This window comes from Thermoanaerobacterium thermosaccharolyticum DSM 571, assembly GCF_000145615.1.
Lineage (GTDB): Bacteria > Bacillota > Thermoanaerobacteria > Thermoanaerobacterales > Thermoanaerobacteraceae > Thermoanaerobacterium > Thermoanaerobacterium thermosaccharolyticum.
In genome coordinates, this window is record NC_014410.1 from 2513899 (window position 1) to 2531218 (window position 17320).

The window sequence follows — 17320 nt, forward strand, 5'->3', positions numbered from 1 at the left end:
TATTGATTTATCTTGCAATATTGTATATGTTTATTATATCTTCTTTCCCTAGCTTCACAAACTGTCCTACAGTTGCTGTCCCATTAGATGTACATTTATTTGCCATTTCTTCAAATTTATTGTACGGTATATTTGCATCCTTCAATGTCACAGGAAGACCTATACTTCTGAAGAAATTCTCAAGCCTTTTTATTCCTTCCAGTGCGATTGCTTCTCTATCAGTATAAGTTAAATCTACATCCCATACTTTTACGGCAAACTGGACGAATCTATCCAAATCATGTTTGTATACATACTTCATCCATGCAGGGAATATTATTGCAAGGCCTGCACCGTGTGCTATATCATAAATGGCACTTAGTTCGTGCTCTATCCTATGGGATGCCCAGTCGCCAATTCTGCCTGTGTCTAATAACCCATTGTGGGCAATTGTACCTGCCCACATCACTTCAGCTCGAGCATCATAATCAGTTGGATCTTCAATAAGTTTCGGCACGTTATTTATGACAGTCTTAAGCGTCGCTTCACACAGCCTGTCAGTTAAATCAACATTCTTTACATTTGTAAAATACCTTTCCATTATGTGTGCCATTATATCTGCTGCACCCGCCGCCGTCTGATACGCAGGAAGTGTGTACAAAAGCTCTGGATTCATTATGGCAAATTGAGGCCTTATGAGATCCGAATGTATTCCTTTCTTGTACCATCCGTCTTCATTTGTTATGACAGCGCTGTCGCTGGCTTCACTTCCTGTTGCAGCCAGTGTCAATATTACACCTACTGGCAGTGCCCTTTTAATCTCAGCTTTGCCTAAAAAGAAATCCCATACATCACCATCGTACAGAGCACCTACGGCAATAGCCTTTGCAGTGTCTATTACGCTGCCTCCACCAACAGCTAAAATGAAGTCAATATCATTTTCGCGGCATTTATTTATTCCTTCGTAGACTAAGCTAAGTCTCGGATTTGGTTTGACGCCGGATAACTCTATGTATTCAACATTATTCTCGCTTAATGACTTTACAACTTTATCATAAAGCCCCGTCTTTTTTATACTTACGCTGCCGTATACAAAAAGTACTTTTTTCGAATACTTTTTGGTCTCTTCTCCAACTCTATTTTCAGTTCCTTTGCCAAAGATTATCTTCGTTGGGCAAATAAAATTAAAATTCTCCATAAAATCACACCCTTTTATTGAAAATACTACTACAGAAATAATTATATCACTACTTCTTCAAAAAACATATTAGGCAGCTATAATTTGAATAAAAAGAACAGGTAATTGGCCTGTTCTTTTTTAGTTTAATCTATTTTAAACTTCTTAAATGACTCCATCAATTCATCTGCATATCCTTTTAATTCATTTGCAGTTGTTGATAGTTCTTCGACTATAGCGGTTTGCTCTTCTGAAGATGCCGAAATCTCCTCTGTCGATGCGGCAGTTTCCTGTGATATAGCCGCTATATCCTGTACAGAATCAACTATCTTGTTTTTGTTTACTTCTATTTCTTTTAATGAATTATTAAGATTGTTAATCATCTCTGTCACAAATTTCAATGCTTCTATTATACCTTCAAATATTTCCTTTGTATTGTTGACAGAATCGCTTTGCTCCATCACAATGTTATTGGCATTCTCTACGGTTGCAACTGTATCATTGACGTCATTCTGAATCTCAGCAATCAGCTCTGATATGCTTTTAGCTGCAGCGCTGGACTCATCTGCCAGTTTCCTTACTTCGTCAGCAACGACAGCAAAACCTTTGCCTGCCTCTCCAGCCCTTGCAGCTTCGATGGCCGCATTTAAAGACAGTAAATTCGTCTGATCTGCTATCTGCCTTATAGTATCAACAATCTTTCCTATTTGATTGGATTTCTCCCTCAAAAAGAGTGTAGATTCTCTGACTTTATTGTTAGATTCGATGCTTTGCTGTGTCTTTGCCAGAAGGCTTTCGATTATTTCATTACTGCTTTCTGAGATCATATTTATATTTGTCACTTCATCTAAAATATTGTTTGAATCATTCATAGCTGCATCTATAAGTTTCCCAAGCTCCATTGTAGCTTTAGCACTATTTTGCGCATTTTCTGCCTGATTTGATGAGCCTTCAGCTATCTGCTCTATTGCACGAGCCACATCCTGCATTGTCGCCGATACCTGCTCTGACGATGATGCAATATTTTTGGAAATATTGTTGACGGACTCAGCAATATTTCTAATTTTGACAATCAAAGACCGTATACCTTCAATCATATCATTATAGCTTTTCGAAAGTAATCCCACTTCATCTCTGGATCTTATGTCGGTACTCATTACAAGCTCACCACTTGCTGCCTTTTCCATCGTCTTTGATATTTTCCGTATCCCATTGGTTATATTCGAAATAAATATAAGAGCCAATAACAAACCCAACACCAAGCAGATTATTATAACAGTAATCATGGTGTTTCTTATGGCATTTGTGTCACTATCTAATTCTTGAATAGATGTAGTTACTACGCCGATCCATCCAAACTCATTTAACTTTTTAACGCTGGCAAAATTTTTTTTATTGTTAAGGGTATATTCAATCGTCTTGTTGTCCAGCGATAAAAGCTGTTTCCCAAAGCTGTACTTTGTCACTTTCGTAAACAACATGCTTTTATTTGGATGCGATATAACAGTACCATCTTTTGTCATTAAATAAAAATGCCCTGTATTCCCTATCTTTATACCGCTTATGGCATCAGAAAGTTTAGATAAGTCTATATCAACTCCCACAACCCCAACAATATTTTGGTTGTCGTCAAATATAGCTTTTGATAGTGTTATCTCAGGTTTCCCAGATAAGATGTCTTCGTAAGGCTCAGTTGAAGCAATGGCTCCACCTGATTGCAAAGCATCCTGATACCAAGGCCTTTTAGTAAGGTCAACACCACTTACATCCTGAACAGGATAAATGACTGTCTTTCCATCTGCCAAAGTAAAATATGCATTCATAATGATGGGGTTATTATCTTCTACACCTTTCAATTTGTCCAGTAAGCTACTACTGTCGCCACTTTTTATGTAATTTTTTAAATCACTGGAATTTGCAACATCGTTAAGTGAAATTTCTGCATTTTGCTTCACCATATCTACATAATTGTTAAGAACTTCAAGTGCCGCCTGATTCGACTTATCAATTCGATACTTGAGTATTGTCTGCGCTTCATTCATCGAATAATAGCCTGTGATTAATAGTGGTACAACAATAAATACAGTTAAAAGTATGAATATTTTGATCCTTATGCTCTTCATCTGCTTCATCACCTCATGTATTAATTTTGCTCATATTAAGTAAATCGGCTATTATTACTCTAATATTAAGCATTTTTAATATTTTTCTTATTTTAATTCCATAAATGCTGCCATGCTTCCGGTCTTTCCCTTGTCCCTTCTGTAAGAATAAAACTCATCAGCGCAACAAGAGGTGCAAAGCCCTGAAACGGTTATATTATCGTCTTTAATACCACATTTTATGAGCTCAAGGTAATTTGTCATCTCAAGATTTAACATCCACTGCCCATTGCCATTATCTATTAGAACTTTATCTAAATCTATGTCAAGTTTTGATACCTCATCTACCACGTCTTTGCCAACTTCATAACAGCATACACCAATCGCAGGGCCAATACCTGCAAGTATATCTTTTTTATTTGAGCCATAAGTATTTACCATAGCTTCTACCGTCTTAGGTCCTATTTCTTTTACAGTACCTCTCCATCCGGCATGGGATAATGCTATGACGTTTTTTACAGGATCTAAGAAATAAAGAGGCGTGCAGTCAGCATAAAATGTAACAAGGGGTATGCCTCTTTCATTTGTCATAAGAGCATCCGCATTTTTTATATCGCTTAAGCCGAAATTTTTACCTTTATCACTGCTGGTTACCATTCTTATACCATCTGAATGGACTTGATTTGAAAAGACCATGTCATCGTATTTAATATCAAGGACTTTGCATACTCTTCTAAAATTTTCATAAACGCCTTCTTTATCATCATATCTTGTCAAACTTAAATTGAGAGAACTGTACTGACCTTTGCTGACACCACCTATTCTAGTCGAAAAAAGGTGTTTAACCTTTCCTGTATTTTCAAATGCAGGTATTGTATAAAAAACAACACCATCAATTTCATTTCTTTTAAACCCCTTATTCATAATAATCATACCTTTCTAAATCTAATTATTTCTTCTAAATATGAAAAAAGGACATCAATGTCCTAATTTCAACTTGCTTTCTTGTTTTTATCTTCTTTTTTATTTATGTACTTGTCAGAAAACTTAATCATTGAAAGCATTATTAAAAATAACAGAGCTACCGTAAGCACCCCTGCAACCGGTATTATAATAATGTACTTTTCCATCTTTGACCTCTCCCTTTTCAACCTTATATATACATTATACTACAATCGTATACAAATTTCTTGATTTTTTTAAAAAAATAATACAGGTTTCCCTGTATTATTTTAATTCAATAAGTTCATAATCTGTAGTACCCATCCCAAGCTCTTCACCATATTTAAACTGTATATCGCCTCTCGTCTCTGGATGGACAGAGACAAATTTATCATCCCCTTCTTTAAGACCACGGCCTACATCCCCTAGTGCAGAGTGCAGATTCCCCGGCTGTCTATTTACAAGATCAAAGCTTGCCTTATCTATAGCAACCGGATCAAATGATGCTAATATACCTACATCCTGCACAATAGGTGCATCGCTCCATGGCGTACAATCACATAAAGGTGTCACATTCATTACAAAATTCATAAATGCTATTCTGCCTTTTTTGTTTATGTACGCTCCGTAGGCATATTCAGTCATCCTTTCAACAAATTCATCCATATCTGTTCCCCACTGAGGCTTTATAGCATCGTATTGACACATAGTTATACATTCGCCGCAGCCTATGCACTTATCAGGATCTATGTAAGCTTTTCCATCTACCAATGTTATGGCATCTTCTGGACAGTTTTTTATACAGGTCTGACAAGCAGTGCAATTTTTGCCTACTTTAGGGCTTACCGTTGAGTGCTGCTGCTGCTTCCCTGCTCTTGGTGCACAGCCCATTGCAAGGTTTTTTATCGCACCACCAAATCCAGCAATCTCATGTGCTTTAAAATGCGAAAGCACAATCATTGAATTGGCATTATTTATGTTTGAAGATATCTTAACTGTCTTGAAATGCTTCTTGTTTATCTCTACTTCATCAGCATCTTTACTGAATATTCCATCTGCTATTACAAGCGGTGCATTGACAACAGCATAAGCAAATCCATTTTCTATAGCTGTAATCAAATGGTCTACGCCATTTGAACGACTTCCCTTATAAAGAGTGTTAGAATCAGTTAAAAACGGTTTACCACCATTTGCCTTGACTTTGTCAACAACCTGTCTTACAAAGATAGGATTTATATACGCATTATTTCCCTTCTCGCCAAAATGCAATTTAATAGCGACTAAATCGTCTTTCTTAAAAATATTTTTAAACCCTGCAACGTCAAACAATCTGGCGACTTTTGAAGAAATACTCCCTGAAGGCTTTAAAGACCTCATGTTGTAATAATATACTTTCGATTTCACAGTCATCACTCCTTATCATTCCTTTGCTAATTTTCCTTTGATTATACTTGCACCTTTCTTCACATAACTTACCAAAGAATTGTCAGTCAATAAAATAAATACAAAGTATATAAAAGAACCTATAAATATCGTCATAACTAGAGATAATACATCGTATATCTTGCCATCAGGCAAATATTTTGTAATCATGTTAAAAGTAAAATAAGCAAATGTGCCCATAATGGCTGAGCCTATTAAAGCTTTTACAAAAGCAGATGCTATTTCATATCCGCCAATCCTGCCAATCTTTTTTCTCAAGGAATACATAAGCATCAATGATGTAGCAGTGGCAGCAACTGAAGTAGATAACGCTAATCCGCCTAATGCAAGGTACCTGACGATAGCTAAATTAAGCCCAATATTTATAAGTACTGCAATAGCACCGTTTATCATAGGCGTCCTTGTATCTTTCAAAGAGTAAAAGCCTCTGCTTAGCACATTTCTAAGTCCATTGGCAGTCATACCCAAGCTGTAAAACATGAAAGCAATAGATGTAAGATAAGTGGATCTTTCATCAAAAGCTCCTCTTTCAAATAAAATCCTTATGATTGGAACTCTGAAGATAATGGCACCTACTGTAACTGGAATCATTATATAAAGTATCGCCTTTACCGCCATCTTAATTCCTTTTATAAACTCATCTATGTTGTTTGATGCAAAATACCTTGAAAGCATTGGATATATTACAATTGCTATTGCCATCGAAAATATATCAAATCCAATAAGCCTGTTTGCATAGTTTAATGCTGCAATGCTGCCTGCCGGTAAATATGACGCTATCATCCTATCGACGTAGGTATTTATAACCTGTATGGAAGTTCCTATAAGAACCGGTATTGCCAAAATAATTACTTTTCTTACGCTTTCATCCTTTAAATTTAACACAAATCTGTATTTAAAGCCAAATTTTAAAAGAACCGGTAGCTGAATCAATATCTGCACTATAGAGCCAATAACAGTTGCAATAGCAACTCCATATATGCCGTACTTTGCGCCGTACATCAGTGCCGTTCCTATTATAATAATGTTGTATGGTATGCCTATCATGGCAGGAACAGCAAAGTGTTGAAGCGACTGCAAAGCACCAGTTATGATATTTGACACCGCTACAAATATCATAACTGGTAATAATATTATCGTAAGTTTCAATGTCTCATAGTAAACATCGCCTTTAAATCCAGGAGCCATGATTTTAACTATTATCGGCGATGCAATCGCGGCAATTACTGTAAATAATACCGTCATTAAAATTATGACATTTAAAAGGTTATTTATAAATTCAAATGCCTTATCCTTTCCTTTTTTCGTGAGGTATTCAGAAAAAAGCGGTATAACTGTAGTACCGATAGATGCAGCAATTGCAGCAAACAAAACCATAGGTATGTTCTGGGCCATATTATAAGCATCTACGTCTTTCGTTGTTCCAAATTTTGAGCCCAAAACTACCTCTCTTAAAAAGCCAGTTACTTTGCTTATAAATGTTATAACCATGACAAGCCCTGCGGCTTTAGCGGTATTCTTTGCTATTGACATTTATCGCACCTTCATTATCCATGTTAATCAAATTGCTTAATTTTTTTCAACTAGCATAAATGATATTTCAGCTTCTGCTGCTAATTCTCCATCAACTGTCGCAATGCCCTTCGCTTTCACAAGATTTAATTTTGATGATAGTATCTCTACTTCAATCTTAAGCTGATCCCCAGGCTTAACTACCCTTTTGAATTTACACTTATTAATGCCCGTAAATAATCCTATCATATCATTATTTTTCTTTCCATGCATAACTGTGATACCGCCCAACTGTGCCATAGCTTCAACAATTAAAACACCAGGCACAATCGGATTATCTGGAAAATGTCCTTGAAAATATGGCTCATTTGCCGAAATGTTTTTTATGCCTACAGCCTTTTTGTTATCATCAATTTCCAGTACCCTGTCAATCATCAAAAAAGGATACCTGTGCGGTATGACCTCCCTAATATCCTTATTCTCCAACATCCTTGTCACTCCTACTTTTTTGCTTTTTACTATGATTATACCATAGTTAAATAAAATATGAAAATTGCACGACTTAAAAGCAAAAAAAAATGGGATTAGCCCCATCATATCTTTTTTGACAATTGGTTGTACATGGCATCAGCTATTCCCAAGTCGGCGTTTTTCGCAATTGACTGTGCATAGTTGTCGTACATCATAGTAGTAAACACATCTGTTGCAAAGTCATCACCAGTAAGTGGATCTTTCGGTATTGTATTTCTCATTTCAGTTAACATCTGATTTACAAATACTGCCTCCAAGTCTCGGCAAGCTTCTTTCAACTTCTCTTTGTCTTTGCTATTCATAGCATCTTGTATGGCTTTTTGAAAAGCATCGGTATTTGTCTTAATGTTCAACTGATTTATTTGATTCATCTCTTCTATGCTGTTAACAGGATTTACATTCATCTAAAGCGTCCTCCAATTATAAAAAATCTCTCAATTATTATCTTCTTAAATTATTAGCAATGCTAAGCATATCATCTGCTGCTTGAATAGCCTTTGAATTTAATTCGTATGCCCTTTGAGCTGCTATCATGTTTACCATCTCATTTACAACTTGAACATTTGACGTCTCCAAAAAACCTTGAACTACATTGCCCATTTTGCCCTGAAAATCATCTCTCGTTCCAGGGGCCCCGGATGCAGCTGTAGCTTCGTAAAGGTTGTTGCCTTTATTCAATAGTCCATTAGGATTTTGAAAATTGTAGATTCCAAGAGTTGCTATATCCTGCTGAGTCCCATCAGGGTTTTTCACAGATATAACGCCAAGTGGCGATATAGATATATCTTTTTGTGTGCTGTCAAAAGTTATTGGATTTCCTCCGTCGTCTAAAACGGGATAACCATCAGCCGTAGTTAAAGTTGCTGTATTTTGATCTACGCTTAATTTAAAACTTCCATCTCTTGTGTAGTATGTATTCCCGTCAGGGCCCAATACGGCAAAAAATCCTTCACCATCTAGCGCTACATCCAGCGGGTTATCGGTTTCCTGCAAACTCCCTTCACTAAAGTCTTTAACTATTGCTGAAGGCCTGACGCCAACTCCAACTTGCATATTTACAGGCTTTCCCTGTCCGGCATTCACATCTTCTGTCTGAAGAGTCTGATACATTAAATCCTGAAATTCTGCTCTGTCTCTTTTAAAAGATGTCGTATTTACATTGGCAAGGTTATTTGAGATAACATCCACATTAAGCTGCTGCGCATTCATTCCTGATGCTGCAGACCACAATGCCCTTATCATATTTAACCACCTTTCTTATTTATATTCTTCCCACTTCATTTACAGCCTTATCAAGTGTTTCATCAAAGGCTGACACTGTCTTTTGATTTGCTTCATAAGTTCTCATCGCACTGATCATGGTCACCATCTCATCTACAGGATTCACGTTGGAGCCTTCTAAATACCCCTGCTTAACTGCCCCGCTAGCAGGTATAGCCTGTCCTCCAGTTGTGAAGAACAGGTTATTCCCTTCTTTCCTTAATGTACTGTAATTGCTGAAGTCAACAATATTCAGCTTGTTAACAGTTTGACCGTTCAGACTGATATTTCCAAAATCGTCAACAGATATATCGCCATTATTAAGCTGTATAGGCCCATTTTGCCCCATAACGTAATAGCCATCCTTCGTCACAAGGTATCCATTGCTATTCAATGTAAAAGAACCATCCCTGGTGTATCTTATGCCATTTGGAGTACTGACAGTAAAAAATCCTGAACCGTCTATGGCAAAGTCTAGCTTCCCATCAGTCTTTTCAATATTCCCTTCTGAGAAATTCGTATTGAATGTTTCAACTAAAACACCATAATCCATATTACCTATATAGCCATTATACGGTACATTGTCACCGCCGCTTCTTGTAACCATGAAATCAGGAAACGCCATTGTCGTTACAGTATCTTTTTTATACCCAGATGTATTTACATTTGCAATGTTATTTGACAGTACATCTACAATTTTCTGTTGTGCTATCATTCCAGATGAGGCTGTATAAAGACCTCTTAGCATTTTATAACACCCTCTTATTTGATTTTAAATGCATCAACTACCGTCTCATGATCCTCCATCAAAGGTAAAGAATCCAGTGCTTTTCCTGTTCCCAAAGCTACACAAGATATAGGATCATTAGCTAGTATTACTGGTACATCCATCTTTTCCTCCAGCAGCTTGTCCAACCCATGTAGCAAAGAACCACCACCAGTTAGTACAATACCCCGATCGCATATATCTGCTGCTAATTCTGGAGGAGTCTTTTCTAATACGCTATGAACTATATCTATAATATCAGCTAATGGTTCTTGAAGTGCTTCAGTAACTTCTTTTGAGCTTATATCGAAACTCTTAGGTAGCCCAGATATCAAACTTCTTCCTTTAACGGTCATAAATTCTTCCTTATCTTTTTCATAAGCAGAACCTATATTTATCTTTACCTCCTCGGCAGTCCTGTCTCCAATTATTATGTTGTATTTTCTCCTTATGTACCTTATTATTGCATCATCAAAATTATTTCCAGCTACTTTTATACTTTTAGACACCACTGCGTTACCAAGAGAAATAACAGCAACATCAGTGGTGCCTCCCCCAATATCAACTACCATATTCCCACAAGGCTTTTCTATATCAAGACCTGCACCTATAGCTGCAGCTATAGGCTCTTCAATCAAAAAAGCTCTTCTGGCACCTGCATGTACAGCAGCATCTATAACAGCCCTTTTTTGAACTTGCGTAACCTCACTGGGTATGCATATCATTATTCTGGGCCTCATTATAATTCCCCCGCCGCAGGCCTTTTGAATAAAATATTTAAGCATTTTCTCAGTTATATCGTAATCTGAAATAACACCAGCACTCATGGGCCTAACTGCTACAATATCCCCCGGCGTCCTGCCTACCATTCTCTTTGCTTCATCGCCTACTGCGAGTATCTTGTCTGTATTCCTGTCAATTGCAACAACAGATGGTTCGTTTAAAACGATCCCCTCATCCTTCATATAGACAAGTACAGATGCCGTGCCGAGGTCAATTCCTATATCCCTTGATAGAGCAAACATTTAAACACACCCTTCTTATGTTTTTCGACATTATTATGGCATCCATATTTTTTATCGACATATAAAATTAAATATTTAATAAATTAATTCGACATACCTTTTATAATTCCTCTTTTTAATATTAAATTTTATTTTCCTAACTTGTATTTTTTCTTGGTGGCATTTCCACCCCTTATATGCCTTTCTGCTTTATTTTTCTCAAGTACTTCTTTAACCTCTTTGTAAAGCTTAGGGTTTATATTCTCAAGCCTCTCTGTAACGTCTTTATGAACAGTACTTTTGCTGACTCCAAAAACTTTGGCAGCCTCTCTTACAGTTGATTTGTTTTTTATAATATATTTTCCTATCTCTAATGTTCTCTCTTCGATATAATCCTTCAATACAAAAACCCCCTTAAGTATAGACCTTTCAATATATTTATATGCGGGGATTGTATCAATAGAATTAAATGACAAGCATGAAAGCAAAAAAATAACAGGGTATTTCCCTGTTATTTTAAAAGTTAATTATTTAAAATATTGCATAGGGTCAATATAAGTGCCATCTTTCAGCAATTCAAAATGTACATGTGGATCTTCTGCGATTTCAAACTTTGCAGTATTTCCAACCTTACCTATGACACTTCCTTTTTCTACAGCCTGTCCAACTTTCACATGGATGTTTTCATCCAGATTGCTGTAACGGGTAATATATGTGCCATTTTTGATTTCTACAGTATTTCCCAACCTGCTGTCATTGTATACTTTAGTTACAACACCGCCCATAGCAGCAACAACGTCTGTACCAATACGGGCTTTCAAATCTACTCCCTTATGTGTCGTCCACTCATCAAGGGTCTTTGAATATGTAAGTTTAGTTACTGCAAATTCCATAGCTACATCGCCATTTACCGGTTTTATCAGTGATAATGTCGTATCATTCTCACTTTTTGCTTCTGTACTTACTGATACGTTGTTTGACATGGTATTTAAGGCATTGTTTTCCTGGGTTTTAGTTGATGCAGCATTATCACTTACACTGGAAGCATCACTTTTATTTGAAGATACCACACCTTTGGATTTTGTATTTTCCACTTTCGTCTTGCTTTCTTCTTTTACAGCACTGCTGCTATTATTAGTTGTAGGATATTCTGTTATTAAATTTTTTGAGATTGAATTAGCGTTTGTTGTGCTTAATTTTTCCTGAGCTGTGTTTAGCTCAGCCATTTTCTTTAAATTATTGTTAGTTACGTATACTGCTGTTACTGCAACGACAACAATGCACAAGAATAGAATTAAGTAGAAGCCTTTTCTGTCGAAAAATCTTGCCAAATCGTCCCTATTTATTCTCACAAAAATTCACCTCCTTCTGGTATTTTAACCAATATAATTTAATTTATACCAAAGGAGGTTTTATACTATAAACAAAAAACTTATTAAGTTCTTTAATAGGCTTAAGCTTTTGCACTTTTAATTTTTAAAAGGTCATCAATTCTCATTATTTCGACACCAGTATAATAATGTTTTAATATATCTTCAAAATTTTTACCGCCTTTCGCCATTGCATTAGCGCCATACTGGCTCATTCCTACTCCATGTCCATATCCTATCACATTTATTACCACATTGTTTCCTCTCATGCTAAAACTAAAATTCGTTGAATTTAGCTGAAATAGATCTTGTATATCTGTGCCAGTAAAGTCTATACCACCGATATTTAGGGACAAGACATGTCCTGCCTCAGTCCTCTTGATATTTTTTATGTACCCTAAAAGATTTTTAGTACTGATCTTAGCTTTTGGGGCTCTGCTTTTTATGCGGTTTACAAATTCATCAGATGATACTGTCACAGTCGTCTTAAATTTCTGAGCCACTTCCTCGCCAGGAGATGGAACACTTTTCAAATACGGGAGGTTTTCTTGCCAGACATTTTTAGCATCTTCCGTCTCACCACCACTTATGGCGTGATATGCAGGTTCAATCAGTGCGTCATTGTACACTATTACAAGGTCTTTTGTGTCATTTACAGCTTTTACTATTTTATCGCGATATAAATTATATTTATCACCCCATCGTGATCTCATGACATCATCCGATATCCATGCCTGACAATGCTTGTAATCTGTACAAACATCACTACCAGGGTGAAGATCACAACCTTTTCCCCCCACAGATATCTCCTTTGAAAGTGCATAAGTCCTTGCTGCCACAGCTTGTGCCTTCAGCGCTTCCATCTCAAAATCTGCAGGCATCTCTGCAGCCACAACGCCAACAAGATAATCTTCCAAGTTCATCTTGACTTCTTTGTTCTGATCCACGACAAAAACATTTATCGTATTGTAGTCATTAGAAGTTTTAACCTCTGCTGTTTTGAAATCTGCCATCTTACCATCTTTTATAAGCTTAACACTGCTATGTTGTACAGTACTGCTTCTTACTGGGATAAAACCAATTACGATTATTGTAGGCAGCACCAATGTAGCAAAAATAATTAAAATTACCCCGTACGCAATATACTTCATTTTATCCTCCTTAAAGTAAGCTAATAAAGTATATGCAACGGGGCTTAATATTATGAATCAATAATTGATTACTTTTTGTACATAATCTATTGAAAGGTCTTTCATCATAAAATCAATCATTCGCGATATCATAGCAGCGGCTTCTTCTCTTGTCAATGTATCATTGGCATTAATGTTTCCATTGCCATCACCTTCTAATAGGCCTATCTCATTCGCAACGTATATATCTCTTTTAGCCCATGAAGGTATGCTACTATCATCTCTAAATCCAGTACTAAAATATCCAGAAGGTGCTAAATTTGAAAGACCTAGTGCCCTTACAAAAATTACTGCTGCTTCAGCTCTCGTAAGGGCTTTATCAGGACTAAATTGGTTTGGGGCTGTTCCTGATATCAATCCTGCCTGGTTTGCAGCTTTGATATACCCGTAATCACTGTCTGCGGTAGAGACATCTATAAACGGTGATACTTCATTTATCTTATTTTTTGTATATCCTATTGTCTTTGGAGCTGTGTATGGTGCTAAATTTACAGCCTTTGCTACTGCCACCGTGAAATCGGACCTTGTAATAGGAAGTTTCGGACCGAAGTACTTTGATGTATTGGGGAAAATCTCCATGCTCATAAGCTTCAATATGTCATCATATCCCCATGTACCGTTTATGTCGTTAACATTTGGTACCACCAACCTTTTTTCCTGTGGTACTTCATCTAAGCTTGCACTGCTTGAACCAGTATTTCTGCCTATAACATTTCCACTGCTATCAAATTCAGGCAAATCATAAGAGTACTTCATCACATCCTGTCCTGTTTTGCTTAAAAGATATCCACCTCTAAAGCTTATGTAGTTTGGATCGTTTGTTACGTACTCGATGTCAGAATTTACTGTAAATGATACATCCACATCAGCGGTTCCACTCCAAGAAATATTAGTGCCGTTTGCTACTGTATTGCCTGTTATAAGATAGCTTATCTGCTGTGTCTTGACATTCCCATAGGCATGATCAAATCCAACGGTTTTATCCGTTATCTCCACAGTAATCGTTCCGTTGCTGTTGTTTAGAGTGTAAACTTTCCTTCCTGCAAAGTTTCCGGCAAAATAATTTACGCCCGGATTCAGCGATTTAATGTCGGAGCCGTTGAATACATAGGACGATAGCTTGTATATATTTCCACCTTCTGTAATGGTCTCTGAATACCTGCTTAAAGTTGTCTTTGACTGAACTTGGTTGTACTGGTCCTTTGGCGTCTCAACAGTAGAAAATGTGAGAGTCCTTGTAAGTTTTCCTCCATCATCAGATGTTAACTGATATCTGTATGTGGTAGTCGTTTTTCCTGACCTTGTTGACTGGGATGTCGTAAGTTTGCCGTCAAAAACAACAGGCTTGCCTGTAAGAAAGACCACCTCCTTGTATTCATATTCATTTGCAATTCCACCTTCATAACCTGCATCATTAGCATAAACATACGATGGAATTATTATTGAAATAAATACAGCTAGAATAATTATGAGTCTTTTCATTTAAGCTTCTCTCCTTTTGCTACTCTACCGTTATTATAATGCCATCTACCCCGTCTCTTATTATATAAAGGTTGTCTCCACTCTTTAAATCATTTACTGATATTACCTTGTTGTTCTTCACTATAACAGCTTTTGAAACATCGATAGAATCCAGTGATGTATTAAGCTCCCATTTATTATTAAATCCATTCCAATCCATAACATTGTCTAAAGTCAAGACATTTCCACTGCTACTACTTAATACAGCCTTGCTTACTCTGTCAGTGCTTATTAAATCATAGCTTTCAGAATCAGAACTGCTGTTTGTATATATATTTATTGCTATTGCATCATAATTGTCATTATCATATTTATCTTTTCTTGCCACTATGTATACATACCCATACTTTATCAAATCTTTCCCATATTTTTGATTGATAAAGTCATTATAATCTACTATAGTAGGTGTATTTCCACTATTATCTATAATATACGTCTTATCACCTACATAAAAAGTTTTATCATCAATTTTATTCCATTCATTAGCATCCAAAGCATAAGCATTATAGTTTTTGCCTATCGTTATAGAATCTGATGTGACTTCATCAATTTTTCCAAAGGCATAGTAGTATTCTGATGGAGCACTTGTATCCAATATCGATATAAAGTTTGCTGCGCCACCTCTTGAAAATGAAACATACGCCTGACTGGCTTTTGACAGCTGGCTTTTTGGCACCAAAAGCCCATTATCTAATATAATTGTACCATCATTTACGTTTACCTGGCGATTGTCATTTTCATTATCAAACGTTACTAACATGGTGTTTCCATCGTACGTAATGTCACCAACATAGCTCATATTAAATCCACTTTGTATTGATACAAGTGTTGCAGTTTCTGTGCCATAATGATTTTCCAACATTATGTAAGCATCATAACCTTTATATTTGCTAATATCACTTACAGGTATTTTACTGCCATCTAAATAGACAGAAGCACCATCTAAACTATACATAGCATAACTTGATGTGGCACTCCACTGTCCTTGCCTGTATATTTCAACATCCTTAAGCTGTATCTTAGGATTAAATCCAGATACCCCTGATATTGTTCCCCGTATTACCGCTACAGGTTTATTATAATCATCCTCCAAGAATATTTCATCAGGCGTTTTAGTATTTATACTGCTGAAATAAAGTTTTATATACTCTCCTACTTTTAAATCGCTGGCACTTATTGCTGCACCCGTCCCAACAACAGGCATATCAGCATTTACCGTATACGTACTTCCATTATCCAACGTTATTGAAACTTGGCTATTATCTGTCTCTATATCGACTATCTTTCCGCTGTCTTGCCTGTCTCCAAGGCTAACCTGACCATTTTCACTCAAATCAGTGTAAACTACATCTATTCTCGTTGCTGTGCTACCATAAACAGTGACTTTCGCTGTCTCACCATACTTCAAGTCACTGATGGAAGCATCAACTGAATTCATCGTAACCTGTGTATTATTATTGTAGTATATTACATAACTATTTCCACTGTCATCAACTAGTCTAAAGCTTCCTTGCCATATAGAATCAATTGTACCGCTTATGGTTTTTATGCTGCCATTATCAGTTTCCGCAAAGATAACATTGCTTCCATTTGTGTAATACGTCAATCTGTCTCCGTTTGAAATGATTGATGATAATCCTGCCTTTCCATTTTTTAAAACAACAAAATCATAATTTGCATTTGGTGAACTTTCCGCAACTAGCGCAATATCTTGTCCACTGTCATTTTTCAATACATAAGTATGTCTGACACCTCCGTCTACATTATCCCTTTCAATGTCTTCTATATAGCCTTCATCTTTTGTATAGCCCATCATTGCATATGAAACATTAAAAGCTCTGCTTAATACTGCTGCCATCTGCTCCCTTGTAATGCTGTCATTGGGGCCGAAATAGCCATTGTTGTATCCAGACATTATTGAGGATTCTATTGTAGCTTCAATGTAAGGCAATTTGTCAGCATCAAAAAGACTGCTGTCTTTGTACGAGTAAACGTACTGTGCATCTTTCCCATAGACAGGCGCCAGATTTATGCCTTTAGCGATCCAGTTGGCTATCTCCTGCCTTGTGGCATTTTTCGTGAAGTCCAAAGACTGCTCCTGCTTTGACAGAAGCCCTGCATTTTTGGCAACGGTTATAACCCCTTGTGCCCAGCTATCTACCATACCGCTGGAAGTAGTACCAGCAGCACCCGGTACTCCACCAGATGCGCTGTTTTGAGCCACTTGCACATCTTTCTCTTTCCCCATAAGTCTAAGTATCATAGCAAGAGCTTCTTCTCTTTTCAACTTGTTTTTTGGATAATAAAGTCCACTTCCATTGCCTCGTACTACAGACAATGCTGTCATTCTCATTATATCGCCTTTTGCAAAGCTACTATCTATATCATTGTAGGACATGTTTTTAAAAGTAGCTGTTGCATTGTTTACTCCATTGTACATTGTAGATCCTGATACAAAACTAAAATTTAAAATAACAATAAGTAAAAATACAACAATAAAACTTATGCTTAACTTTCTCATTT

The 17320-nt window shown here is 36.6% G+C and carries 16 protein-coding genes; all 16 read right to left on the reverse strand.

What is annotated here, in order from left to right:
- Nucleotides 1–7: 7 nt before the first annotated feature.
- Entirely contained in the window at nt 8–1177 is a 1170-nt protein-coding gene (locus tag TTHE_RS12425; RefSeq protein WP_013298913.1) for an iron-containing alcohol dehydrogenase, read from the reverse strand.
- A gap of 125 nt (nt 1178–1302) precedes the next feature.
- The gene (locus TTHE_RS12430) at nt 1303–3279 is read right to left on the reverse strand and encodes a methyl-accepting chemotaxis protein (protein ID WP_013298914.1); all 1977 of its coding nucleotides are present in this window, start codon (nt 3277–3279) and stop codon (nt 1303–1305) included.
- 87 nt (nt 3280–3366) lie between these two features.
- Nucleotides 3367–4182 (reverse strand): peptidoglycan editing factor PgeF, encoded by an 816-nt coding sequence (gene pgeF, locus TTHE_RS12435; protein WP_013298915.1) that lies wholly within the window; start codon nt 4180–4182, stop codon nt 3367–3369.
- A 68-nt stretch (nt 4183–4250) separates the two neighbouring features.
- Nucleotides 4251–4388 (reverse strand): hypothetical protein, encoded by a 138-nt coding sequence (locus TTHE_RS14450; protein WP_013298916.1) that lies wholly within the window; start codon nt 4386–4388, stop codon nt 4251–4253.
- 97 nt (nt 4389–4485) lie between these two features.
- Nucleotides 4486–5604 (reverse strand): DUF362 domain-containing protein, encoded by a 1119-nt coding sequence (locus TTHE_RS12440; RefSeq protein WP_013298917.1) that lies wholly within the window; start codon nt 5602–5604, stop codon nt 4486–4488.
- Between the two features lie 15 nt (nt 5605–5619).
- Entirely contained in the window at nt 5620–7176 is a 1557-nt protein-coding gene (murJ, locus tag TTHE_RS12445) for a murein biosynthesis integral membrane protein MurJ (protein ID WP_013298918.1), read from the reverse strand.
- A 36-nt stretch (nt 7177–7212) separates the two neighbouring features.
- Complete coding sequence (gene fabZ, locus TTHE_RS12450) at nt 7213–7641, reverse strand: 3-hydroxyacyl-ACP dehydratase FabZ (RefSeq protein WP_174664692.1); 429 nt, start codon at nt 7639–7641, stop codon at nt 7213–7215.
- Between the two features lie 107 nt (nt 7642–7748).
- Nucleotides 7749–8090 carry a rod-binding protein gene (locus tag TTHE_RS12455; RefSeq protein WP_013298920.1) on the reverse strand — a complete coding sequence of 114 codons (342 nt, stop codon included), beginning with the start codon at nt 8088–8090 and terminating at the stop codon, nt 7749–7751.
- Between the two features lie 37 nt (nt 8091–8127).
- Complete coding sequence (gene flgG / locus TTHE_RS12460; RefSeq protein WP_013298921.1) at nt 8128–8928, reverse strand: flagellar basal-body rod protein FlgG; 801 nt, start codon at nt 8926–8928, stop codon at nt 8128–8130.
- 19 nt (nt 8929–8947) lie between these two features.
- Nucleotides 8948–9694: a flagellar basal-body rod protein FlgF gene (gene flgF / locus TTHE_RS12465; protein ID WP_013298922.1), complete on the reverse strand. Its 747-nt coding sequence runs from the start codon at nt 9692–9694 to the stop codon at nt 8948–8950.
- Between the two features lie 14 nt (nt 9695–9708).
- Entirely contained in the window at nt 9709–10737 is a 1029-nt protein-coding gene (gene mreB / locus TTHE_RS12470; RefSeq protein WP_013298923.1) for a rod shape-determining protein, read from the reverse strand.
- A 128-nt stretch (nt 10738–10865) separates the two neighbouring features.
- On the reverse strand, nt 10866–11117 hold the full coding sequence (gene spoIIID, locus TTHE_RS12475; RefSeq protein WP_013298924.1) for a sporulation transcriptional regulator SpoIIID: 252 nt from the start codon (nt 11115–11117) through the stop codon (nt 10866–10868).
- A gap of 126 nt (nt 11118–11243) precedes the next feature.
- Nucleotides 11244–12068 (reverse strand): M23 family metallopeptidase, encoded by an 825-nt coding sequence (locus TTHE_RS12480; RefSeq protein ID WP_013298925.1) that lies wholly within the window; start codon nt 12066–12068, stop codon nt 11244–11246.
- 101 nt (nt 12069–12169) lie between these two features.
- Entirely contained in the window at nt 12170–13237 is a 1068-nt protein-coding gene (gene spoIID / locus TTHE_RS12485) for a stage II sporulation protein D (RefSeq protein ID WP_013298926.1), read from the reverse strand.
- Nucleotides 13238–13294: 57 nt separating this feature from the next.
- Nucleotides 13295–14758, reverse strand: a complete 1464-nt coding sequence (locus TTHE_RS12490) for an S-layer homology domain-containing protein (RefSeq protein ID WP_013298927.1) — start codon at nt 14756–14758, stop codon at nt 13295–13297.
- Nucleotides 14759–14777: 19 nt separating this feature from the next.
- Entirely contained in the window at nt 14778–17318 is a 2541-nt protein-coding gene (locus TTHE_RS12495) for an S-layer homology domain-containing protein (RefSeq protein WP_013298928.1), read from the reverse strand.
- Nucleotides 17319–17320 lie beyond the last annotated feature (2 nt).